The organism is Aeromonas eucrenophila, assembly GCF_000819865.1.
GTDB classification, from domain to species: Bacteria; Pseudomonadota; Gammaproteobacteria; order Enterobacterales; family Aeromonadaceae; genus Aeromonas; species Aeromonas eucrenophila.
Genome location: NZ_CDDF01000006.1, coordinates 42,822 through 68,679 on the forward strand (window position 1 = coordinate 42,822; position 25,858 = coordinate 68,679).

Annotated in this window: 19 protein-coding genes and 1 pseudogene; 13 read left to right on the forward strand and 7 right to left on the reverse strand. The window is 62.0% G+C overall.

What is annotated here, in order from left to right:
- Positions 1–51 precede the first annotated feature (51 nt).
- The 6 genes from BN1124_RS08720 (at position 52) to BN1124_RS08745 (ending at position 10,203) form a co-directional block, all read left to right on the forward strand.
- On the forward strand, positions 52–2,085 hold the full coding sequence (locus tag BN1124_RS08720) for a protein-disulfide reductase DsbD family protein (protein WP_052445581.1): 2,034 nt from the start codon (positions 52–54) through the stop codon (positions 2,083–2,085).
- A 311-nt stretch (positions 2,086–2,396) separates the two neighbouring features.
- Positions 2,397–4,082: a potassium-transporting ATPase subunit KdpA gene (kdpA, locus tag BN1124_RS08725; RefSeq protein ID WP_042641068.1), complete on the forward strand. Its 1,686-nt coding sequence runs from the start codon at positions 2,397–2,399 to the stop codon at positions 4,080–4,082.
- A complete protein-coding gene (gene kdpB, locus BN1124_RS08730; RefSeq protein WP_052445582.1) occupies positions 4,079–6,136 on the forward strand; it encodes a potassium-transporting ATPase subunit KdpB in 2,058 nt (685 codons plus the stop codon). Before kdpA ends, kdpB begins: the two co-directional genes overlap by 4 nt.
- A 174-nt stretch (positions 6,137–6,310) precedes the next feature.
- Positions 6,311–6,838 (forward strand): potassium-transporting ATPase subunit C, encoded by a 528-nt coding sequence (locus BN1124_RS08735; RefSeq protein ID WP_042641070.1) that lies wholly within the window; start codon positions 6,311–6,313, stop codon positions 6,836–6,838.
- Between the two features lie 93 nt (positions 6,839–6,931).
- Complete coding sequence (locus BN1124_RS08740) at positions 6,932–9,520, forward strand: sensor histidine kinase (RefSeq protein ID WP_042641073.1); 2,589 nt, start codon at positions 6,932–6,934, stop codon at positions 9,518–9,520.
- Entirely contained in the window at positions 9,520–10,203 is a 684-nt protein-coding gene (locus BN1124_RS08745; RefSeq protein WP_042641074.1) for a response regulator, read from the forward strand. The genes BN1124_RS08740 and BN1124_RS08745 overlap by 1 nt, the downstream gene beginning before the upstream one ends.
- Before the next feature lie 102 nt (positions 10,204–10,305).
- Here BN1124_RS08745 and BN1124_RS08750 read toward each other — a convergent pair whose 3' ends face one another.
- Entirely contained in the window at positions 10,306–11,433 is a 1,128-nt protein-coding gene (locus tag BN1124_RS08750) for a multidrug effflux MFS transporter (RefSeq protein ID WP_042641076.1), read from the reverse strand.
- 91 nt (positions 11,434–11,524) lie between these two features.
- Between BN1124_RS08750 and BN1124_RS08755 the strand changes: the two are divergent.
- Both BN1124_RS08755 and BN1124_RS08760 read left to right on the forward strand, forming a co-directional pair.
- Positions 11,525–12,369: pseudogene (locus BN1124_RS08755) on the forward strand (AraC family transcriptional regulator).
- Between the two features lie 194 nt (positions 12,370–12,563).
- The gene (locus BN1124_RS08760; RefSeq protein ID WP_042641081.1) at positions 12,564–13,817 is read left to right on the forward strand and encodes a valine--pyruvate transaminase; all 1,254 of its coding nucleotides are present in this window, start codon (positions 12,564–12,566) and stop codon (positions 13,815–13,817) included.
- Between the two features lie 58 nt (positions 13,818–13,875).
- Here BN1124_RS08760 and BN1124_RS08765 read toward each other — a convergent pair whose 3' ends face one another.
- Together BN1124_RS08765 and BN1124_RS08770 are read right to left on the reverse strand one after the other, a co-directional pair.
- A complete protein-coding gene (locus tag BN1124_RS08765) occupies positions 13,876–14,316 on the reverse strand; it encodes an Hsp20 family protein (protein ID WP_042641083.1) in 441 nt (146 codons plus the stop codon).
- A 93-nt stretch (positions 14,317–14,409) separates the two neighbouring features.
- Positions 14,410–14,823, reverse strand: a complete 414-nt coding sequence (locus BN1124_RS08770; protein WP_042641086.1) for an Hsp20 family protein — start codon at positions 14,821–14,823, stop codon at positions 14,410–14,412.
- 270 nt (positions 14,824–15,093) lie between these two features.
- On the opposite strand from BN1124_RS08770, the gene BN1124_RS08775 reads away from it, so the two are divergent.
- Both BN1124_RS08775 and BN1124_RS08780 read left to right on the forward strand, forming a co-directional pair.
- Positions 15,094–15,864 (forward strand): MBL fold metallo-hydrolase, encoded by a 771-nt coding sequence (locus BN1124_RS08775; RefSeq protein WP_042641088.1) that lies wholly within the window; start codon positions 15,094–15,096, stop codon positions 15,862–15,864.
- Positions 15,865–15,952: 88 nt separating this feature from the next.
- The gene (locus BN1124_RS08780) at positions 15,953–16,915 is read left to right on the forward strand and encodes a GlxA family transcriptional regulator (protein ID WP_042641090.1); all 963 of its coding nucleotides are present in this window, start codon (positions 15,953–15,955) and stop codon (positions 16,913–16,915) included.
- 180 nt (positions 16,916–17,095) lie between these two features.
- On the opposite strand, the gene gyrB is transcribed toward BN1124_RS08780, so the two are convergent.
- From gyrB to dnaA, 4 genes are all read right to left on the reverse strand, one after another.
- Positions 17,096–19,510, reverse strand: coding sequence for a DNA topoisomerase (ATP-hydrolyzing) subunit B (gyrB, locus tag BN1124_RS08785; protein ID WP_042641092.1), 2,415 nt, complete (start codon positions 19,508–19,510; stop codon positions 17,096–17,098).
- A complete protein-coding gene (gene recF / locus BN1124_RS08790) occupies positions 19,507–20,610 on the reverse strand; it encodes a DNA replication/repair protein RecF (RefSeq protein ID WP_042641094.1) in 1,104 nt (367 codons plus the stop codon). Before recF ends, gyrB begins: the two co-directional genes overlap by 4 nt.
- Positions 20,611–20,612: 2 nt before the next feature.
- The gene (gene dnaN / locus BN1124_RS08795; RefSeq protein ID WP_042641096.1) at positions 20,613–21,716 is read right to left on the reverse strand and encodes a DNA polymerase III subunit beta; all 1,104 of its coding nucleotides are present in this window, start codon (positions 21,714–21,716) and stop codon (positions 20,613–20,615) included.
- Positions 21,717–21,799: 83 nt separating this feature from the next.
- Complete coding sequence (dnaA, locus tag BN1124_RS08800) at positions 21,800–23,170, reverse strand: chromosomal replication initiator protein DnaA (protein WP_042641098.1); 1,371 nt, start codon at positions 23,168–23,170, stop codon at positions 21,800–21,802.
- Between the two features lie 308 nt (positions 23,171–23,478).
- Between dnaA and BN1124_RS08805 the strand changes: the two genes are divergently transcribed.
- Genes BN1124_RS08805 through BN1124_RS08815 form a run of 3 tightly spaced genes read left to right on the forward strand, consistent with a single transcriptional unit; the run spans position 23,479 to position 25,650 of the window.
- Entirely contained in the window at positions 23,479–24,237 is a 759-nt protein-coding gene (locus BN1124_RS08805) for an amino acid ABC transporter substrate-binding protein (protein WP_042641100.1), read from the forward strand.
- Entirely contained in the window at positions 24,238–24,906 is a 669-nt protein-coding gene (locus BN1124_RS08810) for an amino acid ABC transporter permease (protein WP_156128218.1), read from the forward strand.
- A 9-nt stretch (positions 24,907–24,915) separates the two neighbouring features.
- Positions 24,916–25,650, forward strand: a complete 735-nt coding sequence (locus tag BN1124_RS08815; RefSeq protein WP_042641102.1) for an amino acid ABC transporter ATP-binding protein — start codon at positions 24,916–24,918, stop codon at positions 25,648–25,650.
- Positions 25,651–25,858: the final 208 nt, after the last annotated feature.

Here is a 25,858-nt window from a genome sequence, read left to right on the forward strand (position 1 = left end):
AACCCGGCCTCACCGGGTTGGTGTTATCTTTTCTCCCTCATCAAGATACCTATGAAATCACTGTCGCTGACGTCGTTGCTGCTCGCTCTTTGCCTGCATCTCACCCCCACCACGCTGATGGCAACCGAGATGCCAGGCAGTGAAGAGGTGTTGATCGCATCTTCCCTGATCGCCGCCAGCCCCACCCCGGCGGCCAACGCCAGCACCACGCTGGCAATCCACATGACGCCGCAAGAGGGGTGGCACGGTTACTGGAAACAACCCGGGGATGTCGGCCTGGCCCCCAGGTTGACCTGGCAACTGCCGGCGGGGGTCAGCGTCGGTGAGCCGGCCTATCCGCTGCCGGAGACGCTGCTGATCGACGGCATGATGAACAATGTCTACGGCCAGCCCTACGCACTCCTGGCCGAGCTGACCATAGCCGAGGACGTCCCCCTCGGTACCCTCTTGCCGATCCGGCTTGAGATGCAATACCTTGCCTGCCGCCACGACGCCTGCGTGCCCGAGCGGGCCTCCTTGCAGACTACCCTCAAGGTCGGCCATGGCGAGCCGGATCCCAATCTGGCCGCCGACTTCGCCAGGTGGCGCCAGGCGCTACCAAAACCCCTCGCCACCGCCGTCACCTTTACCCGCAGCGGCGAGACCCTGCGCCTCAAGGTGCCCTTGCCCGCCAGCGTCAACATAGCGCAGCCACACCTGTTCTCCGCCACCAGACAAGCCATTGTCGATGCGGCGCCCCAACGCTTCGAGCGCCACGGCGACCTGCTCATGATCGAGACCCAGGCCGGGCCCAAACTGGGCGATGCATTCCAAGCCACCCTGGCGCTGGGCCATGGCCTGGGGCTGGATCTGAGCGCACGGCATGAGGCCGGGGTGGAGGGAAAAGATGAGGGGATCTCCACCCTGTTGCTGGCCCTGGCGGGTGCCATCGTCGGCGGCCTGCTGCTGAACCTGATGCCCTGCGTCTTCCCCATCCTCAGCCTCAAGGCCTTGAGCCTGGCCCGCTCCGGCGCCAGTGCCGGCACCGCTCGCCGCGAGGCGGTGGCCTATACGGTCGGCGTGATGGCGATGTGCATGGTGCTGGGGGGCGTGCTGCTTGCCCTGCGGGTCGGTGGCGCCCAGATCGGCTGGGCCTTCCAGCTGCAAGACCCGCGCATGATACTGCTGCTGTTGCTGCTGACCTGCATCATCGCCTTCAACCTGGCCGGATTGTTTGAGCTCGGCACCATCAATGCCGGCGCCGAGCTGACCAATAGCGGCGGCACCCTCGGGGCCTTCTGGACCGGTGTGCTGGCCGCCTTCGTCGCCACCCCCTGCACCGGCCCCTTCATGGCCGCGGCCCTGGGGACGGCACTGGTCCTGCCCCCGCTGGCCGGCATGCAGGTGTTCGCCGGACTCGGGCTCGGCATAGCGCTGCCCTTCCTGCTGCTCGGCTTTATTCCGGCCCTGCAGCGCCGGATGCCCAAACCCGGGCCCTGGATGGCCACCCTGCGCCATCTCCTGGCGGTGCCCATGTTCCTGACGACCCTGGCGCTGATGTGGGTGCTCGGCCAGCAGGTATCGACCAACCAGCTGACCGCGACCCTGGGTTGTGCCATGTTGCTGGCATTCGGACTCTGGTTGACCGGCCTGCGCCAGCGGGCGATGAAACCGGCCGCCTGGCTGCCCGCCGTGTTGGCGACCTTGCTGGCGATCGGCCTCGGCGTGAGTCAGATAACGAGCGGCGCGGCGCGCCCTGCGCCCCCCACCAGCGAGATCCCGTTTAGCCAGGCAAAGCTGGCTGAATTGCGCGCGGGAGACAAGCCGGTTTTCCTCTATTTCACCGCCGACTGGTGCATGACCTGCAAGGTCAATGAGCAGGTCGCCATCGAGCGCGGCGCCACTGCCGAGGCATTTGCCGAGGCGGGGGTGCAGGTGATGCGCGGTGACTGGACCAATGGCGACGCCGAGATCACCGCCTTCCTGGCGCAGCAGGGGCGCTCTGGCGTGCCCCTCTATCTCTGGTACGAGCCGGGCCAAGGGGATCCCCAGGTGCTGCCGCAGATACTCGGTCCGGATACCCTGATCGAGCAGGCTCGGCCATGACACCTCGCCGCGATCCGGGCCCTTGATTGGTGCCTGGCTCGGCGAGACGACAAGTCCCCCTCCCCACCTTTATAAACCCGGCCAAGGCCGGGTTTTTCCATTCAATCCCTCCCCCATATCTTCGCTTTTTACGCCGATTTTACGCCCGTCAAAGGGGGCTTTATGGCGCCTTTACGCCGGTTTTACATACCCTTGTGCAGTCAATTACACCAAGGGAATTTATATGAATTGGCTCTATCTGCTGCTGGTCCTCGCCCTGCTGGGCTATCTGATGCGTGCATTGACACGCAGTGACGAGTGAGGGATCCGATATGTGGCAAGAAATGATTTATCCGGCGGCCTTCGTGCTGCTGGTCCTGCTGCCGGCACCCCTGCTCGGCAACTACATGTACAAGGTGTTCGAGGGGCAGAGCCGCTGGCTATCCCCCATCGAGCGAGCGACTATGGCCTGTTGCGGCACCGATGGCCGGGAGCAGGACTGGAAGTCCTACGCCCTCAGCCTGCTGGCCTTCAACGGCGCCGGCTTCGGCCTGCTGTTCCTGATCCTGATGGCGCAAGGCCTGCTGCCCCTCAACCCGCAGCAACTGCCCGGCCTGAGCTGGCAAATGGCCTTCAACACCGCGGTCAGCTTCATGACCAATACCAACTGGCAAGCCTATTCCGGTGAGGCCAGCCTCTCCTACTTCAGCCAGATGGTGGGGCTCACCACCCAGAACTTCGTCTCCGCCGGCACAGGCGCCGCCGTGGCCGTGGCGCTGTTCCGCGGCATAGCCCGCCAGCAGACCACCCATATTGGCAACTTCTGGCAGGATCTGGTGCGCTTCTGCCTCTACGTGCTGCTGCCGATGGCGCTGATCATGGCGCTGCTGCTGGTGTGGCAGGGCGTGCCCCAGACGCTGTCGGCCTATCTGCCGTTCCACAGCCTGGAAGGTCAGGAACAGCTGCTGCCGCTCGGCCCTGCCGCGTCCCAGATCGCCATCAAGCAGCTCGGCTCCAACGGCGGCGGCTTCTTCGGCATCAACTCGGCCCACCCGTTCGAGAACCCGACCGCCCTCTCCAACTGGCTGGAAATGGTCGCCCTGCTCACCATAGCCGCCGCCATGGTCTGCACCCTGGGCCGCTACGTGAAGGACAGCGGCCACGGTCGCGCCATCCTCATCGCCATGACCATCATGCTGGGGCTGGGGCTCTGCCTCTCCCTCTCCCAAGAGATGAAGCCGGATCCCGCCCTCGCTCACCTCACCACTCAGATGGGCAACTGGGAAGGCAAGGAGAGCCGCTTCGGCCCAGTGCTCTCCAGCATCTGGGAAGTGGCGACCACGGCCGCCTCCAACGGCTCGGTCAACGCCATGCACGACAGCTTTGCTCCCCTCGCCAGCATGGTCGGCATGATCAACATGCTGCTCGGTGAAGTGGTGTTTGGCGGCGTGGGTGCCGGTATCTACGGCATGATGCTGTTCGTGCTGCTGACCGTGTTCCTGTGTGGCCTGATGGTGGGTCGCACCCCGACCTATCTGGGCAAGCGCCTCGGCATCACCGAGATGAAGTGGGTAGTCGCCAGCATGCTGGTGATGCCGGTCGGGGTATTGGTGATCGGTGGCGTGACCCTGCTGATGCCGGATGCCGCCACCGTCATCGGTCACGACGGCCCCCACGGCCTGTCACGGCTGATCTATGCCTACGCCTCAGCTGCCGGCAACAACGGCTCCGCCTTCGCCGGCTTTGCCGCCGCCGATAGCTGGCAGTGCATCGCCATCGGCCTGGCCATGCTGCTCGGCCGCTTCGGTTACATCATCCCTGTGCTGGCCATCGCCGGCCAGCTCGCCCGCGCCCCGCGCCAGGAGACGGGTGAAGGTGACTTCCCGATCCGGGGGCCACTGTTTATTACCTTGCTGATCATCACAGTACTGCTGATTGGCGGCCTCTCCTTCCTGCCACTGCTGGCACTGGGACCGGTGGCCGAACATCTGAGCCTGATACAGGGAGCAATCCAATGAGCAAGTCCATCTCCATGACAGCCCGCACCAACAAGGTGAAGGGCAAGAAACAGCGCTCACAAATCGTGCAAGCCATGGTCGAGGCGATCTATCGCTTCAACCCAAAGGCACTGTTTGGCAGCCCCATCCTGTTCACCCTCTGGCTGGCCGCCGTGATGGCGACCGTCGAGTCCCTGCTGGGCCAACCCCTGTCGGGAGTGGCCCCCAGCCTGGCCTGGCAGCTGACCGCCTGGCTCTGGCTGACCCTCTGGTTTGCCAACTTCGCCGAGACCCTGGCCGAAGGGCGCGGCAAGGCGAGGGCCGACAGCCTGAAGGCCGGCATGAGCCAGCTCAGGGCCCGCAAGGTCAGCGATCCTCGCGATGGACATGGGGAGTGGGTGCCCGCCACCAGCCTGCTCAAGGGAGATCTGGTGCTGGTGCGCAGCGGCGAGATGATCCCGGCCGACGGTGAAGTGGTGGCCGGCATCGCCTCGGTCAACGAGGCCGCCATCACCGGCGAATCCGCCCCCGTCATCCGCGAATCCGGCACCGACCGCAGCGGCGTGACCGGCAACACCACAGTGGTCTCCGACGAGATCTGGGTAAAGGTCAGCAACAATCCGGGGGAAAGCACGCTGGATCGGATGATTGCGCTGGTGGAAGGGGCCAAGCGCCAGAAGACCCCGAACGAGATGGCACTCGATGCCCTGCTGGTGGGGCTGACCCTGATCTTCCTGCTGGTGGTCGCCACCCTGCCCTGGTTCCTCGACTACAACGGTACCCAGGTGCCGAGGCTCTACCTGCTCGCCCTGTTCATCACCCTGATCCCGACCACCATAGGCGGCCTGCTCTCCGCCATCGGCATCGCCGGCATGGACCGGCTGGTGAAGCTGAACGTGATCGCCAAGTCGGGTCGTGCGGTGGAAGCCGCCGGTGACGTGCGCACCCTGCTGCTGGACAAGACCGGCACCATCACCTTCGGCAATCGCATGGCCGACGAGCTGATCCCGGCCCCCGGTGTGGATCCCGCCCTGCTGGCCCAGGCGGCCATGCTGGCCTCCCTCGGTGACAATACACCGGAAGGCAAGTCCATCCTGACCCTGGCCGGCAAGAGCATGGCCAAGCCGAGCCAACTGGAGAGTGACAAGTTGATCCCGTTCAGCGCCGAGACCCGGTTGAGCGGACTGGATCGCAACGGTCATCAATATCGCAAGGGGGCTGTGGATGCTGTGCTCAACTACCTCTCCCTCGAGCGCAAATCGGTGCCGGAGCCGGTCCTGAAGGCGGTCGACCACATCGCCCGCCAGGGCGGCACCCCGCTGCTGGTCTGCACCCAGGAGCAGTTGTTGGGGGTGGTGTTCCTCAAGGACATCATCAAACCCGGCATCAAGGCCCGCTTCCAGATCCTGCGCCACATGGGGATACGGACAGTGATGATCACCGGAGACAACCCGCTGACCGCCGCCGCCATCGCCGCCGAGGCCGGGGTGGATGACTTCATCGCCGAAGCCACCCCGGAGAAGAAGCTGGCCTACATCCGCCAGGAGCAGGCCGATGGCCGCCTGGTCGCCATGTGCGGCGATGGTGCCAACGACGCGCCGGCGCTGGCCCAGGCCGACGTGGGTCTGGCCATGAACGAAGGGACCCAGGCCGCCAAGGAGGCGGGCAACCTGGTGGATCTGGACTCCAACCCCACCAAGCTGCTGGACGTGGTGCTGGTGGGCAAGCAGTTGCTGGTGACCCGCGGGGCGTTGACCACCTTCTCCATCGCCAACGACGTGGCCAAGTACTTTGCCATACTGCCGGCCCTGTTCATCGCCGCCTATCCGCAGCTGGGTGCGCTGAACCTGATGCAGCTGGGCAGCCCGCAGAGCGCCATTCTGTCGGCCATCATCTTCAACGCCCTGATCATAGTGGCGCTGGTGCCGCTGGCCCTGCGCGGGGTCAGCCTGAAGGGATCCGCCGCCAGCCTGCTGCGCCGCAACCTGCTGATCTACGGCGTCGGTGGTCTGCTGGTGCCTTTCATCGGCATCAAGCTGATCGACTTGGTCATCACGGGCCTGGGTCTGGTGTAAGGGGACGCGATGCAGGTTGTGGAAGCGAGGACATCCATGGCCTGCTGGTGCCCCCCATTAATCAGCATCAAGCTGATCGACCTGATCATCATCGGCCTGGGGCTGGTGTAACGACGACATAGCGGGGTGCAAGCCTGGCCTGCACCCCATCAATCTGTTTGGAGCAAGAAAATCATGATAGCAATCAGAACCCTGCTGACCCTGACCCTGCTGCTGGGCGTCGGCTACCCGCTGGCGGTGACCGGGCTGGCCCAGCTGATGTTCCCCTGGCAGGCCAACGGCAGCCAGCTGACCAACGGCAAACAACAGCTGATCGGCAGTGCCCTGCTGGCGCAAAAATTCGAGCGAGCCGAGTACTTCCACTCCCGCCCCTCCGCCAGCGACTTCGCCACCCTAGGCGGTGGCGCATCCAATCTGGGCATGAGCTCACCGCTGCGGGCCGAGTTCGCCAAGGCAGAAGCCAAAGTGCAGGGCGGTGACCCCTCGCCAACCCTGCTGACCCGCTCCGCCTCCGGCCTGGATCCTCATCTGCCGCTGGATGCCGTACAGGCCCAGGTGGAGCGCATCGCCAAACAGCGTGGGCTGGATCCCGCCGCCTTGACGGAGCGGGTTCAGTCCGGGGCGCAAGCTGGTATCCTTGGCCCCCGGGTGGTCAACATTCTCCAGCTGAATCTCTGGCTAGATAAGGACAAGGATGCATGATGAGGGTTCTGGCTGGCTCAGCCGGCAAGGGTACGACATTGCCGGCGATCCCCGTTTTCGAGCCGAGCCTGCAGTTGCTCGATAAGGATAATGATGCGTGATGAGGTACGGGCCGACGCCTTGCTGGCGAGCCTGGAGCAGGAACACAAGGGCAAGCTGAAGGTCTTTCTCGGCGCCGCGCCCGGCGTCGGCAAGACCTACGCCATGCTGCAGGCGGTGCGGGAACAGGCAAGGGAAGGGGTCGATATCCTGATCGGGGTGGTGGAGACCCACGGGCGCCAGGAGACCCTGGCCCTGCTCGACAAGCTCGCCATCCAGCCGCGCAAGATCCATCTCCACCGCCAGCAACGGCTGGAGGAGATGGATCTGGATGGCTTGCTCGCACGCAAACCCGCCATCGCCGTGGTGGATGAGCTGGCCCACAGCAACGCCCCGGGCAGCCGTCACGAGAAGCGCTGGCAGGATGTGGAGGAGTTGCTCGGTGCCGGCATCGACGTCTACTCCACCCTCAACGTGCAGCACCTGGAGAGCCTCAACGATCTGGTGTGGCAACTGACTGGGGTCAGGGTCAAGGAGACACTGCCGGATCAGGTGCTGCTGGAAGCGGACAGCATCATACTGATAGACCTGCCCCCCAAGGAGCTGCTCGGCCGGCTCAAGGAGGGCAAGGTCTATGTGCCCCATCAGGCCAAGGCCGCCCTGCAATCCTTCTTCTCCCTCAACAACCTGACCGCCCTGCGCGAGCTGGCGATGCAGACGGCCGCCAGCCACGTGGAGGGGGATCTGCAACTGCAGTGGCAGGCGGCGGGCAAGACCACCCAGCCGCTGCGGGGCAAGCTGATGGTCTGCCTAGGTGATCAGCACGGCTCGTCCCTGGTGCGCTACGGTCACCGCTTCGCCCAGCGCCGTCAGCTGCCCTGGCTGGTGGTCCACGTGGACAGCAAGGGGCGCCGCACGGCCGAGCTGGAGCAGGCGCTGGCACTGGCCTCCCAGCTGGGGGCCAAGGTGCTGACCCTCTCCAGCCCGGCGGTCGCCGATACCCTGCTGGAGACAGCCGAACAGCAGCAGGTGTCGCAACTGCTGCTCGGCAAACCCCACAAGGCGCCCTGGCGCCGCTCCTTGGTGCAGCATCTGCTGAAACAGGCGCGGGGACTCGAGATCACCCTGGTCGACACCGAGAAACGCAGACCGAGCCTGGGGCTGCATCCCTCGGATCCCAAGGATATTCGACAGAGCCTGCTGGCCCTGCTGATCATGGGCATCACCTCGGCCACCGCCTGGGGTCTCTCCCACTGGTTGCCCCCGGCCTCAATGCCATTGCTGTTCGTGCTGGGGGTGCTGGCCACGGCGCTCTCCACCAGCCTGGTGCCGGCTATCCTGGCGGCGGTGCTGGGCTTCGTCGCCCACAACCTGTTGTTCACCGCCCCCCACTTCTCCCTGAGCGTGGCCAGTCACAGCGATCTGCTCAACCTGTTCGTGCTGCTCATCGTCGGCATGGCGGCCGGGCGGCTCGCCTCCCGCCAGCGCCAGCAACTGGTGGGCCTGCGCGAGACCCAGCAGCTCGGCAATGCCCTGCTATCGCTGAGCCAGGGGCTGGCCACCGCCAGCAGCCCGGTCGAGGTGCTCAGGCAAGGCACTCAGGCCATCTCGCTGGCACTGGGCCAACCCGTGTTCGCCCTCGATGAGGATTACCAGTACCGGGCGGGAGACGAGCAGAAGCCGCCGGGCCAGACCGACAAGGCGGCCATCGACTGGTGTCTGGCCCAGAAGCTGAGCGCCGGGGCCCACACCGCGACCCTCAACGCGGCCGAGGCCCAGTATCACCACCTCACCGACGAGCTGGTGCTGGGCATCAGGTTGGCCAATCCGCTCGCCTCCTCCGCCGAGCATCAGTTGCAGGCGCTGCTCACCGATATCCGCGCCGCCCTTGCCCGGATCGATCTCAACGAGCGGCTGGCCGACAGCCAGCTGCAGGCCGAAACCGACCGGCTGCGCGCCGCCCTGCTCTCCTCGGTGTCGCACGATCTGAAGACACCGCTGGCCACCATCATAGGGGCCGGCAGCACCCTGCTGGAATACGGTGATCGGATAAGCCCGGAGGATCGCGACGAGCTGCTGCATTCGGTGCAGGACGAGGCGCGCCGCCTGCACAGCTATGTGCAGAACCTGCTGGACATGACCCGCATCGGCTCACCGGACTTCCAGCTAAAACGGGACTGGGTCGATCTGGCGGATCTGGTGGAGAGTGCCCGCAAGCGGCTGGACTCCTCCTGGCGCCAGCACAAGCTGCTCATTCACTTCGATCAGCAGATCCCCCAGCTCTACGTGCACGGCGCCCTGATCGAGCAGGTGCTGGTCAACATACTCGACAACGCCTCCCGCTACTCGCCGGCCGGCACCCCCATCGAGTTCAAGGTGATGCTGGCCACCCCGGATCTCATCATCGACATCATCGACATCGGGGTCGGCATCGCCACCGCGGACAGGGACAAGATCTTCAATCTGTTCTACACCCAGCCGGTCGGCGATGGCGGCAGCCGCGGCACCGGGCTTGGCCTCGCCATTTCTCGCGCTATGATAGAGGCCCACGGCGGCCGCATCTGGGCATTTTCCGGCCCCAACGGCAACGGTACCTGCATGCGCATCTCCCTGCCGCTCGCCCTCAATTCACCGGAGGTGTAATGGCGCACATATTGGTCATCGACGATGAGACGGCCATCCGCCGCTTCCTGCGCATCAGCCTGACCGCCGAGGGGCACCAGGTCAGCGAGGCGGTCGGCGTCAATGACGGCCTGGCCCAGTATCGCCACCTCAACCCCGACCTGGTGATCCTGGATCTGGGGCTGCCGGACGGAGACGGCATCCAGATCCTGCAAGCCATCAGGGAGCATCATCAGCACCCGGTGCTGGTGCTGTCGGCGCGGGATTCGGAGCAGGAGAAGGTGCGGTTGCTGGATGCCGGCGCCAACGACTACATGAGCAAGCCGTTCGGCATCGGCGAGATGATGGCGCGGATCCGCGTGCTGCTGCGGCAGCGGGCCGGGGCCAGCAGCGGCGAGTGCCGCCACTTCCCCCAGTGCGGCCTGAGTCTGGATACCAGCAGCCACAAGGTGAGCCTGCACGGAGAGGAGATCCCCCTGTCCCGCAAGGAGTTCGCCCTGCTGCAGGCGCTGGTGTGCCACCCCGGCAAGCTGGTGATGCAGACCCAGCTGCTCAACGACATCTGGGGACCGAGTCACAAGGAAGACACCCACTACCTGCGCATCGTCATCGCCAGCCTGCGCAAGAAGCTGGCCGACAATCCCCAACAGCCCAGCCTGATCGAGACAGAATCCGGCATCGGCTACCGCTTTATCGGCAGCTGATGTTTCAGCAAGAAGAAGCTGGCCAGCAGCATCATCCCCATCAGCCCAGCCTGATCGAAACTGAATCCGGCATCGGCTACCGCTTCATCGGCAGTTGATGTTTCACGTGGAACGACGCCAGCTGCACAACACGGCCAGCAAGCCGCAGCCGATAAGCAGCAATCCCAGATCCTGCAAGGCGGCTGCCAGCGCCAACCCCTGGCTGAGCAGCAGGTAGTAGGCCAGACCGAACAGGGCACCGGCACTGCCCGCCACCTCTCGATAGGCCAGCAAGGCCTGACTCAGCACGTTGGGGATGGCGATACCAAAGGCCACCACTATTCCCATCATGGGCAGCAGGAACCAGAGCGAGCCTTGCGTCGCCCACAGAACCCCACCTGAACCCAGCGCCAGGCCAGCGGCCAAGCGGATAAGGGATGACGGCTGCCAACCCTTTCTCAGCAGGCGCTTGTTCAGCAGGCTGCCGGCAAGCGTCGCCAGAGCCAGCCCCATGCCGGAGTAACCAAACTCGTTGATGCTCAAGCCGAGCGAGGCGAATAGGAAGGGGGCCAGGCTGTAGTAGCCAAACAGCATGGTGTTGAACAGGGCGACCAGCAGGGCGCTGTGCCAGAGCCCGGCATCCCGCGCCATCCGGCGCGCCAGCGGCCACAAGGCAATCCGAGTAGTAGTTTCTGGACGGGTTTCCGGCAACCGCCAACCGGCGATCAGCAACAGTCCAAGGGCCAGCATCAGCAAGGCGCCGAACACACCGAGATGGCCAAAGCGCCCGACCAGCAGGCCACCGCTCATCAAGCCCATCACCGGGCTGAGAGACAATGCCACCCCCATCACCGAGAAGACCTTGGCCAAATCGCTACCCTGGTAGCTGTCGCGCAGCATGGTCTGGGTTACGACGGATCCCACGGCGGCACCGAAGGCCGAGATGACCCGCGCGACCAGCAGAGTTTCAAATTCGGTAGCCAGCAGCGCCAGCAGGGTGCCGAGCCCGTAGGTCAGCAGACCGGCCAGCATGGCCGGACGCCGTCCGATCAGATCGCACAGCCGCCCCCAGCAGACCACGCCCACCGCAAACGCCAGAAAATAGACCGACAGGGTCTGGGACGCCAGCCCTTCGCTCACCCGGAACGCCGTGGCGATCTGGGTCAGTGCGGGGCTATAGATGGTCTCCACTATCTGCGGGAACATCATCAATCCAACCACCAGCCAGAGCGGTGGCGACTTGTTGTTCATGACAAACCTCCTCAATCAAGGCGGCCAGTCTAGTGAGAAACAGCATGTCTGATTACAATAAGCAGGACTATAAACATCAATAATCAGACAGATGGCCTTTATTCTTCCCGATCACCCTTTCGATCCCGATCAGCTGGCTGGCGACATCAGCGGCATCGCCTCCGATCTCGGCTGGCATGACTCTGGCTTGCACCGGCATGGCCGTCACCAGTTGCTGTTCGCCCAGGCGGGCTGCATGAGCATAGAGCTGGCGCACAGGATCTGTCTGTTGCCACCGAGCCGGGCGGCCTGGCTGCCGGCGGGCACGCCCCATCGGGTGTTGATGCGCGGGGTGGTCGCCTACCGCTCTCTCTACTTCAGACCGCAGGCCGAATTGCCGACCGAGGTGCAGGTGATCGCGGTCAATCCCCTGTTGCGGGAGATCATCGAGCGGATGGCATTCTGGCCCTGGGACAAACCGAGACAGGAGCAGAGCCGGCTGCTGGCACTCTTCATGGAGGAGCTGGCAGAGGCACCGCAGGAATCCTGGCAACTGCCGCTGCCCGCCGATCCGCGGCTGGACACCTGGTTGCAGGAGGTGACCCGAGACGGCGCCCTGCCCGATCGGCTCAACCGGCTGGCCGAGCGGGTAGGTGCCAGCGACAAGACCATTGGCCGCATCTTCCTGCGGGACACCGGCATGAGCTATCAAGCCTGGCGCCAGCAGTGGCGATTGCTGCGCGCCATGGAATTGCTGGCCGAGCAGACCCCCATCGGCCAGGTAGCCGGCCAACTGGAGTTCTCCAGCGACAGCGCCTTCATCAGCTTCTTCAAACAACACACAGGGCAGACCCCCTTGCGCTACCTGGGCGCGCGGGGCAAATAGCCGCCAGCAGTATGCTTCCCCCCCCTTGCCATCCAACGCCTGGCAGCAGGTTCAACTCACCGTTTTTATAAGCCGATGATTTTATTTAAATTAATCATCATTCAGATATGAGGGGTGAGAGATATCCATTTCGGATTAGGCATTCTCAAATCCCTGGGTAGCCAGCCCTGTTCCACGTGAAACGTCCGGTTTTTTTGATCGACACCCGCTTTTGAACTGAGCTATGGTGCTACATCCCCGTTACTCAATCTGGATCCGCCACCGAATGGAATTTTCCTTGTTCGGCGAGAAGTTCACTCGCCACGCCGGCATTACCCAACTCATGGATGACCTCAATCAGGGGCTGCTCAATCCGGACGCCATCATGCTGGGGGGCGGCAACCCGGCCCCCATCCCCGCCATGCTGGAACGCTTCCAGGCCGAGGCGCAGAGCCTGCTCGATAACGGTGAACTGGTCAAAGCCATGGCCAACTATGACGGCCCGCAAGGCAAGGACAGGTTCACCAAGGCACTGGCCGCCCTGCTCAGCAAGGAACTCGGCTGGGACATATCCGCTCGCAACATCGCCCTGACCAACGGCAGCCAGAATGCCTTCTTCTATCTGTTCAACCTGCTGGCCGGCGAGTTTGCCGATGGCCGCAAGAAGAAGGTGCTCTTCCCCCTGGCTCCCGAATACATCGGCTATGCCGACTCGGCCCTCGCCGACGATTACTTCGTGGCCTACAAGCCCACCATAGAGAAGCTGGCCGATGGCCAGTTCAAGTACCATGTGGATTTCGAGAGCCTGCAGGTGGGTGATGACATCGGGGTAATTTGCGTCTCCCGCCCGACCAACCCGACCGGCAACGTGCTGACCGATGAGGAAGTAGAGCATCTGGATCAGATCGCTCGCGACAAGGGCATTCCGCTGCTGATCGACAACGCCTACGGGGTGCCCTTCCCCGGCATCATCTTCAGCGAAGCCAAGCCGTTCTGGAATGCCAACACCATCCTCTGCATGAGCCTCTCCAAGCTCGGCCTGCCGGGCACCCGCTGTGGCATCGTCATCGCCGATGAGAAGATCATCCAGGCCATCACCAACCTGAGCGGCATCATCAACCTGGCGCCGGGCAGCCTGGGGCCCGCCATCACCATCCCCATGATAGAGAGCGGCGAGATCATCGCCCTGAGCGAACAGGTGGTGAAGCCTTTCTACAAGCAGAAGGCCGAGCTGGCGGTGAAGCTGCTACGTGAGGCGATCCCGGATCCCCGCTTCCATATCCACAAGCCGGAAGGCGCCCTCTTCCTCTGGCTCTGGTTCGAAGACTTGCCGATCCACAGCCAGACACTCTATGAGCGGTTGAAGGAGAAGAACCTGCTGATAGTGCCGGGCCACTACTTCTTCCCCGGCATCGATGACCCCGAGTGGCGCCACAGCCAGGAGTGCATCCGCCTCAACTACTCCCAGAGCGAGGAGCTGGTGCGCCGCGGTGTCGCCATCCTGGCCGAGGAGATCAATCGCCTCTACGCCGGCGGCTGAAGCCCGGTGCCAGAAAATAAAAAAGGCCTGCGATTGCAGGCCTTTTCGATCTAAGGGCTTAGCTCGGCAGCGCCAGCTGCTCCGCCTGACCGATGGGAATGGCGCGGGGCTTGAGCGCTTCGGGCAGCTCGCGGGCCAGGTCGATGATCAGCAGACCGTGTTCCAGTCTGGCGCCTCGTACCTCGACATGCTGGCTCAGCTTGAAGGCGAGCTCGAAGTCACGCTCGGCTATGCCCTGATGGAGGAAGCGACGCTCCCCGGTAGCGGGTGTCTTGCGGCCCTTCACCTTGAGGGTGCCGTTTTCGGTCTCCAGCTCCAGCTCTTCACGCTCGAAGCCCGCCACCGCCAGGGTGATGCGGTAGCCATCTTGCTCCAGCTTTTCGATGTTGTAAGGGGGATAGGCCGATGTCTTGTGTTCAAACAGGCCTTCCAGCTCACGGGCCATCCGCTCGAAGCCGACGGCATTGGAAGAGAGATGAGAAAAATCGAGGTTACGCATAATCCTATCCTTCTAATAAGCAACAGGTTTGAATCTCCACAGGCCCATCATAGGCACCCGGGAAACCGGATTTAAAACGGTAGTCAGCGGCTCTTAGCCGTTGATCTCGATCTTGCGCGGCTTCATCGCCTCGGGCACTTCACGCGCCAGTTCGATGTGCAACAGACCGTTCTTCAGATCGGCCCCCTTCACCCGCACATAGTCGGCCAGCTGGAAGCGACGCTCGAAGCCTCGCTCGGCGATGCCTTGATAGAGATAGTTGCGATCGGTATCGACCTGCTTGCTGCCCTTCACCGTCAGCAGGTTTTCCTGGAAGCTCAGCTCCAGCTCCTCCTGGGTGAAGCCCGCCACCGCCATGCTGATGCGGTAGTCGTTGTCCCCCAGCTGCTCGATGTTGTAGGGGGGATAACCGGCATTGCCATTGCTGGCCGCAGATTCGATGAGATTGGCCAGACGATCGAAACCGATGGCAGAACGATAGAGCGGAGAGAAGTCGATAGAACGCATAGTATTACCCTCTTTTGAGCGATAACAGATTGTTTGCCCTCCATTAGGACGGGCGCCTGGTCGAAACCTCTATTGAGCGTTCCGGCCTTGTTACCTATATAGGGGTCAGCTTTTTGCTTTCAAGGGAGATTTTTAAAAAATTTTTCCCCGCTCACTCTCGCGCTACAATTTGGCCCGATTGTGATGATTATCGGCCCGCGGGCCACTCATGCCCTCGCTCACCCGGCGCCATACTGGTTGCACTTCCCCCAACCCGCAGAGAAGAACGCCATGAAAATCACCCAGGTTCGCAACGCCACCCTGCTCGTCCACTACGCCGGAACCCGCTTCCTGATCGATCCCATGCTGGCACCCAAGGGAACCTATCCCGGCTTCGAGGGCATGGCCAACAGCCACCTGCGCAATCCCCTGGTCGAGTTGCCGCTGCCCATGGCGACCCTGCTCGAGGTGGACGCCGTGATAGTGACCCATGACCACCTGGACCACTGGGATCCCGCGGCGCAGCAGCTGGTCCCCAAGCACCTCCCCTTGTTCGCGCAGCACCAGCAGGACGCCGATACCCTGCGTGCCAGCGGCTTCCAGGATGTGCGCCTGCTGGGCAGCGCGGGGGAATTTGCCGGTATCCGGCTGCAACAGACGGAAGGTCAACACGGCAGTGACAAGATCATGGCCGTGTTGGGAGAGCGGCTGGGAGAGGTTTGCGGCGTGGTCTTCTCCCATCCAACCGAGAAGACACTCTACCTGGCCGGCGATACGGTCTGGAACGAGCGGGTGGCCCAGAGCATGACACGGCACAACCCCGAGGTGATAGTGCTCAACTGTGGCGATGCCCATATTCCCGGGCTCGGCCCCATCATCATGAACAAGGAGGACGTACTGGCGGTGCACCAGGCGGCCCCGCAGGCCACCCTGATCGCCAGCCACCTGGAGGCCGTCAATCATGCCCTGCTGTCCCGACGCGAGCTGCGCGACTACCTTGGCGAACAGGGCATACAGCAGCGGGTACTGGTGCCGGAGGATGGTGAGACCCTGGTGCTGTGAGCAAGAGGGCCATGCAACTGCATGGCCCTTCGTCTTTTCGTGACCAGAGATTATCATCCTTGTGCAACGAGCAGAGGAGTCTACCGCCATGCCCAGCCCGATAGTCGCCGTGGTGACCTTCGATCAGTTCAGCCCCTTCCATTGTGCCGTGCCCTGCCTCATCTTCGGCGACATGATGATGCCGGGTCAGCCCCTGTTCGAACTCAGACTCTGCGCCGGTGACGACATCCGTCAGCCCGGCTCCTCACAAGGCTTCTTCATCCATCCTCCCCACGGGCTCGACGCCCTGGCCGAGGCGGACATCATCATAGTCCCCTTCTGGCGGGATCCGGCCGAGCGCCCGACCCAACCCTTGCTCGACGCCCTGGTGGCCGCCCACGACAGAGGAGCCCAGGTGGTGGGGCTCTGCCTCGGCACCTATGTGCTGGCTTACGCCGGCCTGCTGGAGGGACGCAGGGCCTCCACCCACTGGGAATACGAGCAGGACTTCATGCGGCGCTTTCCCGGTGTGCGGCTCGATACCAATGCCCTCTACGTGGACGATGAGAACCTGATCACCTCGGCCGGCACGGCGGCCGGGCTGGATTGCTGCCTCTATCTGGTGCGCCAGCATCATGGCAGCCGGATAGCCAACAAGCTGGCAAGACGGCTGGTGGTGCCACCCCATCGAGAAGGGGGCCAGGCCCAGTTCATCGAGCAGCCGGTGCCCGCCTCCACCCGGGACGCCAGAATGAATCAGCTGTTGGATCATCTGCGCGGCCATCTGGCGCAGCCCCACAACCTGGACAGCCTGGCGGAGCACTGCCTGATGAGTCGGCGCACCTTCACCCGCCGCTTCCAGCAGGCGACCGGCCTCTCCGTCGGTGACTGGCTGCTGGCCGAGCGGCTCAGGCGCAGCCAGGAGTTGCTGGAATCCAGCTCTCACTCCATGGAGCGCATCGCCGAGCTGGTGGGGTTGAAGACGGCCACCAGCCTGCGCCAGCACTTTCGCACCCGCTTCGGGGTGTCTCCGAGCGAGTGGCGTCGCACCTTTCGTGGCGACAGGCTGTAACCCTGCTCTTGCCGCTCAACCCGCTCGGCAACACCAGCCAGACCTCAGGGCCGGATTGAACTGGCCTGACGCCAGCGCATCGGAGTGGGTGTTTCACGTGGAACGTGGCTCTTTATACCCAAGTCCTGAAAACAAAAAGCCGGTCACGAGGACCGGCTTTTTTATTGCTCTACTGAGTCGTTAGACGTCGAGGTTCGCTACCCGCAGGGCGTTGGTCTCGATAAAGTCACGACGCGGCTCAACCGCATCACCCATCAGGGTGGAGAACAGCTGGTCGGCACCGACGGCATCGTCGATGGTGACACGCAGCATGCGGCGCGCTTCCGGATCCATGGTGGTTTCCCACAGCTGATCCGGGTTCATCTCACCCAGCCCTTTATAGCGCTGGATGTAGATGCCGCGTTTGCCTTCGCTCATCAGCCAGTCGACGGCTTCCACGAAGTTGGCGACCGGTTTGACCTTCTCGCCACGCTTGATAAAACCACCGTCCTCGATCAGGTTCGCGATCTCCTTGCCCAGAGAAACCAGCTGACGGTATTCACCGGACTGCAGGAAGTCGTAGCTGATCGGGTATTCACGATCGACACCGTGCTGACGCACCACGGCGTGCGGCACGAACAGGCTGCGCTCTTCGTCGCGACGTACCTGGATCTGGTACTGGACGCCGTGGTTGCTCTCGTTGAGCACGGCCTCCATGCTCTGGCACCAGGCCAGCAGGTCGCTCTCGCTGGCCAGCAGGGCTTCGTTCAACTCAGGCTGATAGATCAGCTGGGTCAACACGGCCTCGGGGGCACGGCGGGACATGCGGCCAATCAGGTGAGACACGGCGCGATGCTGGTTGACCAGACGCTCCAGCGCCTCGCCACCGATGGCCGGGGCAGACTCGTTGACGTGCAGGGTAGCACCGTCCAGCGCCATGGCGGTCTGGTACTGCAGCAGCGCATCTTCGTCTTTCAGATACTGCTCCTGCTTGCCCTTCTTGACCTTGTACAGCGGCGGCTGGGCGATGAAGACATAGCCACGCTCGATGATTTCCGGCATCTGGCGGTAGAAGAAGGTCAGCAGCAGGGTCCGGATGTGCGCACCATCGACGTCCGCATCCGTCATGATGATGATGTTGTGGTAGCGCAGCTTGTCCGGGTTGTACTCGTCACGACCTATGCCACAGCCCAGGGCGGTGATCAGGGTGCCCACCTCTTGCGAGGAGATCATCTTGTCGAAACGGGCCTTCTCCACGTTCAGGATCTTGCCCTTGAGTGGCAGTATGGCCTGGTTCTTGCGGTTGCGACCCTGCTTGGCGGAGCCGCCAGCAGAGTCCCCTTCCACTATGTAGAGTTCGGACAGGGCCGGGTCTTTCTCCTGACAGTCCGCCAGCTTGCCGGGCAGACCGGCGATGTCCAGTGCACCCTTGCGGCGAGTCAGTTCACGCGCCTTGCGGGCCGCCTCACGGGCACGGGCCGCGTCGATGATCTTGTTGACCACGATCTTGGCATCGCCCGGGTTTTCCAGCAGGAACTCCGCCAGCTTCTCACCCATCGCCTGTTCAACGGCGGTCTTCACTTCGGAAGAGACCAGCTTGTCCTTGGTCTGGGAGGAGAACTTAGGGTCAGGTACCTTGACCGAGATGACCGCAATCAGACCTTCACGTACGTCGTCGCCGCTGGCGGCCGACTTGGCCTTCTTGCTGTAGTCCTCTTTGTCCATATAGGTGTTGAGGGTACGGGTCAGCGCGGTACGGAAGCCCACCAGGTGAGTACCGCCATCCCGCTGCGGGATGTTGTTGGTGAAGCAGTACACCCCTTCCTGATAGGCATCGTTCCACTGCATGGCGACTTCGACGCCGATGCCGTCCTGCTCGGTGGAGAAATGGAACACCTTCTGGTGGATCGGAGTCTTGTTCTGGTTCAGGTATTCGACGAAGGCCTTGATGCCACCCTCGTAGCAGAAATGCACCTCGCGGCCATCGCGCTCGTCTTGCAGACGGATGGAGACGCCAGAGTTGAGGAAGGAGAGTTCGCGCAGACGCTTGGCCAGGATCTCGTAGTGATACAGGGTATCGCTGAAGATGGTCGGGCTCGGCCAGAAACGCACCTCGGTACCGGTACCGGAAGAGCTGTCGCCGATCTGCTTGAGCGGTGCCTGCGGCTCGCCCAGGTGATAGGTCTGCTCGTAGACGTGCCCGTTACGACGAATGGTCAGCAGCAGCTTGTCGGACAGGGCGTTAACAACGGAGACGCCCACGCCGTGCAGGCCGCCGGACACCTTGTAGGAGTTGTCATCAAACTTACCGCCCGCGTGCAGCACCGTCATGATGACTTCGGCGGCGGAGCGACCCTCTTCCTCGTGGATGTCGACCGGAATGCCCCGGCCATTGTCACGTACGGAGACGGAACCGTCTGAATGGATCTTGACCAGAATATCGGAGCAGTAGCCAGCCAGAGCCTCATCAATGGAGTTATCGACGACCTCGAACACCATGTGGTGCAAACCCGAGCCATCGTCCGTATCGCCGATATACATCCCCGGGCGCTTGCGGACCGCATCCAGGCCCTTCAGCACCTTGATATTCGAGGAGTCGTAAGTATTTTCACTCATAGCTTACTCTCTGCCTTCTCTAACGTTTCGGAGATCTTGCCTTGTTCCACGTGGAACAGCTTGCAGTCACTCGCATCCATCATGTCTGCGAGCTGACCGGTATCGATGGCGGTGATAAACACCTGAGACGCACACTGCTTCAGCCTTGCAGCCAGCAGTCGGCGCTTGTCGACATCCAGTTCAGAGGCAAAATCATCAATTAAAAAAATACAGCCACGGCTGCTATGTTGATTCAAATAGAGCCCTTGGGCCAGTCGCATGGCGCAGACCAGCAACTTCAGCTGACCCCTGGACAAAATATCCTGAGCGGGCACACCGTTCGCCTTGAGTCGCACATCGGCCTTCTGCGGGCCTACCCCTGTGTAACCCAGCGAGCGATCCCGCTCGAACCCCGCCTCCAGCAAGTCGCCGAGGGGAGTCTCTTTCTCCCAGCCCCGATAAAAACCGAGGCTGATGTCGAATTCCGGCAGAAAATCCGCCGTCATTTCCTTGATCAGAGGCGTAATGGCCTGACAATAACTGGCGCGAAATGCCGCCAATTCACTACCTAGCCGCACCAATTCCTGATCCCAGAACGCCAACTGGCGATACTGACTGCTTTGACGCAGCAGGGCATTACGTTGTTTCAACAGCCGCCGCACTCGCCCCCACAGGGAGAAGAAGGTCGGCTCCTGATGAAAGACGCCCCAATCCAGCCAGGCTCGACGGGCCTGGGGCCCACCGGTCAGCAGGTTGAAGCCATCGGGATGGATCAACTGTACCGGCAACAGCTCGGCCAGATCGGCCAACCGCTGGGCCTGGGCCCCGGCGATCTTGAGCTGGGTCTCGCCACTCTTGTCCTTGGCGAGCCCGATGGGCACCTGGCGCCCCTCCAGCTCGCACTGGGCAAACAGGGTGAAGGCCCGCTCCCCCTGGCGGATGACCCGCCCGGTCAGGTGAGTACGAAAAGAACGACCGAGACCGAGGTAGTGAATGGCTTCCAGCACGCTGGTCTTGCCGCTGCCATTGCACCCGACCAGGATGTTGAGGCCGGGGGACAGCTTGAGACTGGCCTGCTGGATATTGCGAAAGTCGCTGAGCTGGAGCTTGACCAGGGACACGACTAGATCCGCATCGGCATCACCACGTACTGAGCATCTTGGCTGTCAAAATCCTCAATAATGGCACTGCTGATGGAATCGCTCAGGCTGATCCGGATCTGGTCACATTTTAACGTATTCAACACGTCCAGCACATAGGAGACGTTGAAGCCGATCTCCATCTCGCCAGCCTCGTATTGTACGTCAAGCAACTCTTCCGCTTCTTCCTGTTCCGGGTTGTTGGCGGTGATGCGCAGCAAATGTTGCTGCAAATTGAGACGCACCCCACGGAATTTTTCATTGGAGAGGATGGCGGCACGGGCGAAGGCCTGGCGCAGATCCTCGCGGCCGGCGATCAGGGCCTTGTCACTGCCCCGCGGTATGACGCGGCGCCAGTCAGGGAAGCGACCATCCACCAGCTTGGAGGTAAAGATGAAACCGTCCAGCGCGGCGCGCAGGTTGCTGCGACCGATCTGCAACCGTACCGGCTTGTCTTCCGCTTCCAGCAGGCGCACCAGCTCCAGCACTCCTTTACGGGGCAGGATGACCTGATGATCGGGCAGCGAATCCTGCACCACCTCGCGGCGGCAGGTGGCCAGCCGGTGACCATCGGTCGCGACCGTGCGCAGGCCGTGGCCCTCGCTCTCGAACAGCATGCCGTTCAGGTAGTAGCGCACGTCCTGGCTGGCCATGGAGAACTGGGTCGCATCGATCAGCTTCTTCAACTCCAGCTGACTGATGTCGAACTCGAGCACGGACTCCCAGTCCTCGATGTTCGGATACTCGGTCGCCGGCAGGGTAGACAGGTTGAAGCGGGAACGACCGGAACGGATGATCAGCCGCTCGCCCTCGGTGTTGAGGCGAATGTCCGCCCCTTCCGGCAGGCCGCGGCAGATATCCAGCAACTTGCGGGCCGGCACTGTGGTGCGGCCATCCTGACTGTCGCTGTTGAGATAGACCTGACCGATCATCTCCACCTCGAGGTCGGTCCCGGTCAGCGACAGCAGACCGTTGCTGACATCGAGCAGGACGTTGCCGAGGATGGGCAGGGTCGGCCGGCCGCCCAGGGCACCGGACACCAGTTGCAGAGGACGTAACAGGGCCTCACGGCTAATTTCGAGCTGCATCTGTGCTCTCCGTTGTGATTAGGAGGAAAAAGTTCGGATCAGGTTGGAATATTCAAACTGCATCTGTCCACTCGGTTCCGTTATCAGGAAGAAAGGGTACGGATCAGATTGGAATAGTCTTCCTTGATGTCGTGACTCTCCTCCTTCAGCTGCTCGATCTTGCGGCAGGCATGAAGAACGGTGGTGTGGTCACGGCCACCAAAGGCATCGCCTATCTCCGGCAAACTGTGGTTGGTCAGCTCCTTGGCCAGGGCCATCGCCAATTGGCGTGGACGGGCGACGGAGCGTGAACGGCGCTTGGACAGCAGATCCGCCAGCTTGATCTTGTAGTACTCCGCCACCGTCTTCTGGATGTTGTCGATGGTGACCAGCTTCTCCTGCAAGGCCAGCAAGTCCCGCAGCGCTTCACGCACGAAATCGATGTTGATGGCGCGGCCGGTGAAGTTCGCGTTGGCGATCACCCGATTGAGGGCGCCTTCCAGTTCACGGACGTTGGATCTCAGCCGCTTGGCGATGAAGAAGGCGACTTCGTCCGGCAGGTGGATCTGGTTCTCGTCCGCCTTGCGCATCAGGATCGCGACCCGCGTCTCCAGCTCCGGCGGCTCGATCGCCACGGTCAGGCCCCAGCCGAAGCGGGACTTGAGGCGATCCTCGACCCCGTTGATCTCCTTCGGATAGCGATCCGAGGTCAGGATGATCTGCTGGTTACCCTCGAGCAGCGCATTGAAGGTGTGGAAGAACTCCTCCTGGGAGCGCTCCTTGTTGGCGAAGAACTGGATGTCATCGATGAGCAGGGCATCGACGCTGCGGTAGTAACGCTTGAACTCTTCGATGGCGTTATTCTGCAGCGCCTTCACCATGTCCTGAACGAAACGCTCGGAGTGCATGTAGATGACTTTGGCGTCTTTCTTGCGTTCCTTGATGGCATTGCCAACGGCGTGCAACAGGTGGGTCTTGCCCAGGCCGGTGCCGCCATAGAGGAACAGCGGGTTATAGGCACCACCCGGATTGTCCGCCACCTGACGAGCCGCCGCACGAGCCAACTGGTTGGACTTACCCTCGACGAAATTCTCGAAGGTATAGTTCACGTTGGTGTTGCTCTTGTGGTTCGGCTCGGGCTTGGTTTCCGTCTTGCTTTCCCAACTCTTGTGAGAGTTATTCACAGGCGCAGCACCACGCGTCGGCGCTCTGGCGACCGCGACGGGATGGGGACGATTACCGATGTCAAAACGCAGGGTGGGACCATCGACCCCACAGAGCTCGTTGATGATGCCGTTGACCCGGAGCAGGTACTTGTCGCGTACCCAATCCAGAACGAAGCGATTAGGTGCATACAGGGTCAGAGTATTGTCACTCAACTCCGCTTGAAGCGGCCGGATCCACATGCTGAATTCTGCCGAGGGCAACTCATCTTGCAGCCGGTTTAGGCACTGCTGCCATAGCGAAGCAGTCACTCTAGACTCCCGTCAATTGATTAACTAAAGACCGGCTATTCTACGTTTTTAGCGGCTGGATCTCCAGTTGCCGCCACGGGGATCCAGCAAATAAGATCCTTGACTTTCAAGGATCCAACGCCCCAGGATCTGATTTCATCCCCAAAGTTACCCACAGCCCCCAGCTGGGGTGTGGACAGAATGTTTCCATGTTGTCCCGGTTATTTTATATAACCAAATATCATTTATTCTTTATATTTTATTCCAATAACATCTGCGCCAACCCGTTATTACAACTAAAAATACAGAACTACAGAGAGAGGAATCCCATGAAATCGACCATCAAGCTGATATCCGGCGCCGCCATTCTGCTGGCCACCCTGTCTGGCCAGGCCATCGCCCAGGAAACCATCAAGGTCGGCATGTCCGGCAAATATTTCCCGTTCACCTTCGTCAAGCAGGACAAGCTGCAGGGCTTCGAGGTAGACATGTGGAACCAGATCGGTGAGCGCGCCGGCTACAAGGTCGAATTCGTCACCGCCAGCTTCTCCGGCCTGTTCGGCATGCTGGAAACCGGTCGCGTCGATACCATCTCCAACCAGATCACCATCACCGACGAGCGCAAGGCCAAGTACGCCTTCTCCCAACCCTATGTCTATGACGGCGCCCAGATCGTGGTGCGCAAGGGCAACGACAGCATCCACGGTCTCAAGGATCTGGAAGGCAAGACTGTCGCGGTGAACCTCGGCTCCAACTTCGAAGAGCTGCTGCGCAAGAACGACCCGAACAAGAAGATCGACGTTCGTACCTATGACTCCAGCTTCGAGCAGGACGTCGCCCTGGGCCGCATCGATGCCTTCGTGATGGACCGCGTCTCCACCGCCCAGCTGATCAAGGAATCCAAGCTGCCGCTGCAACAGGCTGGCAAGCCATTCGAGACCATCGAGAACGCCCTGCCCTTCCTGAAGACCCCGGAAAAACAGGCCGTGCTGAAGAAAGTTGACGATGCCCTGACCGCCATGCGTAAAGACGGCTCCCTGCGTCAAATCTCCGAAAAATGGTTCGCTGCGGACATCACCACTAAATAAATGATGCATTTCGATCTCGAGTACACGCTCGGGCTGTTCCCCATCCTGCTCAAGTATCTGGGCACCACGATGGAAATGGCCCTGTGGGGATTCGTATTGGCACTCGTACTGTCGCTGGCCCTGGCGATAGTGCGGGTGTTTCGCGTTCCCGCGATTCACTGGCTGGCGATGCTGTATATCTCGTTCTTTCGGGGTACTCCCCTGCTCGTCCAGCTGTTCCTGCTCTATTACGGCCTGCCGCAACTGTTCCCCGTCTTCGTGGGGATGGATGCCTTTACCGCCGCCATCATAGGCCTGACCCTGCACTTCGCCGCCTACATGGCCGAGTCGATTCGGGCCGCCATTCTGGGCATCCACAAGAGCCAGATGGAGGCAGCCCTCAGCATCGGCATGAGTCGCTACCAGGCGATGCAGCGGATCATACTGCCGCAGGCGGCCCGCATAGCGACTCCGTCTCTGATGAACTACTTCATCGACATGATCAAGAGCACCTCCCTGGCCTTCACCCTGGGGGTCGCGGAGATCATGGGCAAGGCGCAGATGGAAGCCGCCTCCTCCTTCAAGTTCTTTGAGAGCTTCATGGCGGTGGCGCTGGTCTACTGGGTCGTGGTCATCTTCTTCACCCGCTTGCAGCATCTGCTGGAAGTGCGTCTTAACCGCGCCTATTAAGGAGGGCCGATGATCAAACTTAGCGGCCTGTCCAAGGCCTTTCACGGCAATCAGGTGCTCAACGGCATCGATCTGGAGGTCAAGAAGGGGGAAATAGTGGTCATTATCGGCCCCTCGGGGACCGGTAAATCGACCCTGTTGCGCTGCCTGAACCTGCTGGAGACCCCGGATGCCGGTGCACTTGCCATCGACGACCTGCAGTTGGATCTGGCCCGTGCCAGCGAGCAGCAGGCCATCGAACTGCGCAAGCGCGCCTCCTTCGTGTTCCAGAATTACGCCCTGTTTGCCAACAAGACGGCGCTGGACAACATCGCCGAAGGGCTGATCACCGTCTGGAAGCAGCCCAAGGCGGAGGCCCGCGCCACTGCGCTGGGCATCCTCAAGGACATAGGGCTCGCCGACAAGCAGGATGCCTACCCGGCGTCACTGTCAGGCGGCCAGCAGCAGCGCGTCGGCATAGGGCGCGCCATGGCGGCCCACTCCAAGGTGATTCTGTTCGATGAACCCACCTCTGCACTGGATCCCGAATGGGTCGATGAAGTGCTGGGCCTGATGAAACTGCTCGCCAGCCAGCACCAGACCATGGTGGTGGTGACCCACGAGATCGAGTTTGCCCGTGATGTCGCCGATCGGGTGATCTTCATGGAAGGAGGCAGGATCGTGGAACAGGGCCCACCGAGCCAGATATTGGTCGATCCGCAGGATCCCCGTACCCGGGAATTCCTGCGGAAAGTGCTTAAATAGCTCTCTCTTTGGCGGCCTTGCCGCCTTTTTTCTTGGAGGATCCTTGTTTAACCCCGGGTTGCCAGTATAATTCGGGACCCTTGATCCTTCGGATCCTGTCAGCTTTCACCGTCTCTTTGATGAGTCAGTGCAAGATGAGGGGTGCGGCGGATTGACGAGAAGCCGAACTCTGTTTAGAATTCGGCCTCTTTTGCTAGTCGTCACACGC

What these genes read in the sequence shown, in the direction of transcription:
- BN1124_RS08805 (WP_042641100.1), top strand. Translation starts at nt 23,479, where the DNA reads ATGAAATCGACCATCAAGCTGATATCCGGCGCCGCCATTCTGCTGGCC.
- BN1124_RS08750 (WP_042641076.1), bottom strand. Translation starts at nt 11,433, where the DNA reads ATGAACAACAAGTCGCCACCGCTCTGGCTGGTGGTTGGATTGATGATG.
- BN1124_RS08810 (WP_156128218.1), top strand. Translation starts at nt 24,238, where the DNA reads ATGATGCATTTCGATCTCGAGTACACGCTCGGGCTGTTCCCCATCCTG.
- BN1124_RS08765 (WP_042641083.1), bottom strand. Translation starts at nt 14,316, where the DNA reads ATGCGTAACCTCGATTTTTCTCATCTCTCTTCCAATGCCGTCGGCTTC.
- BN1124_RS08770 (WP_042641086.1), bottom strand. Translation starts at nt 14,823, where the DNA reads ATGCGTTCTATCGACTTCTCTCCGCTCTATCGTTCTGCCATCGGTTTC.
- BN1124_RS08760 (WP_042641081.1), top strand. Translation starts at nt 12,564, where the DNA reads ATGGAATTTTCCTTGTTCGGCGAGAAGTTCACTCGCCACGCCGGCATT.
- BN1124_RS08780 (WP_042641090.1), top strand. Translation starts at nt 15,953, where the DNA reads ATGCCCAGCCCGATAGTCGCCGTGGTGACCTTCGATCAGTTCAGCCCC.
- BN1124_RS08720 (WP_052445581.1), top strand. Translation starts at nt 52, where the DNA reads ATGAAATCACTGTCGCTGACGTCGTTGCTGCTCGCTCTTTGCCTGCAT.
- BN1124_RS08740 (WP_042641073.1), top strand. Translation starts at nt 6,932, where the DNA reads ATGCGTGATGAGGTACGGGCCGACGCCTTGCTGGCGAGCCTGGAGCAG.
- kdpB (WP_052445582.1), top strand. Translation starts at nt 4,079, where the DNA reads ATGAGCAAGTCCATCTCCATGACAGCCCGCACCAACAAGGTGAAGGGC.
- dnaN (WP_042641096.1), bottom strand. Translation starts at nt 21,716, where the DNA reads ATGCAGCTCGAAATTAGCCGTGAGGCCCTGTTACGTCCTCTGCAACTG.
- BN1124_RS08775 (WP_042641088.1), top strand. Translation starts at nt 15,094, where the DNA reads ATGAAAATCACCCAGGTTCGCAACGCCACCCTGCTCGTCCACTACGCC.
- BN1124_RS08745 (WP_042641074.1), top strand. Translation starts at nt 9,520, where the DNA reads ATGGCGCACATATTGGTCATCGACGATGAGACGGCCATCCGCCGCTTC.
- kdpA (WP_042641068.1), top strand. Translation starts at nt 2,397, where the DNA reads ATGTGGCAAGAAATGATTTATCCGGCGGCCTTCGTGCTGCTGGTCCTG.
- BN1124_RS08815 (WP_042641102.1), top strand. Translation starts at nt 24,916, where the DNA reads ATGATCAAACTTAGCGGCCTGTCCAAGGCCTTTCACGGCAATCAGGTG.
- gyrB (WP_042641092.1), bottom strand. Translation starts at nt 19,510, where the DNA reads ATGAGTGAAAATACTTACGACTCCTCGAATATCAAGGTGCTGAAGGGC.
- BN1124_RS08735 (WP_042641070.1), top strand. Translation starts at nt 6,311, where the DNA reads ATGATAGCAATCAGAACCCTGCTGACCCTGACCCTGCTGCTGGGCGTC.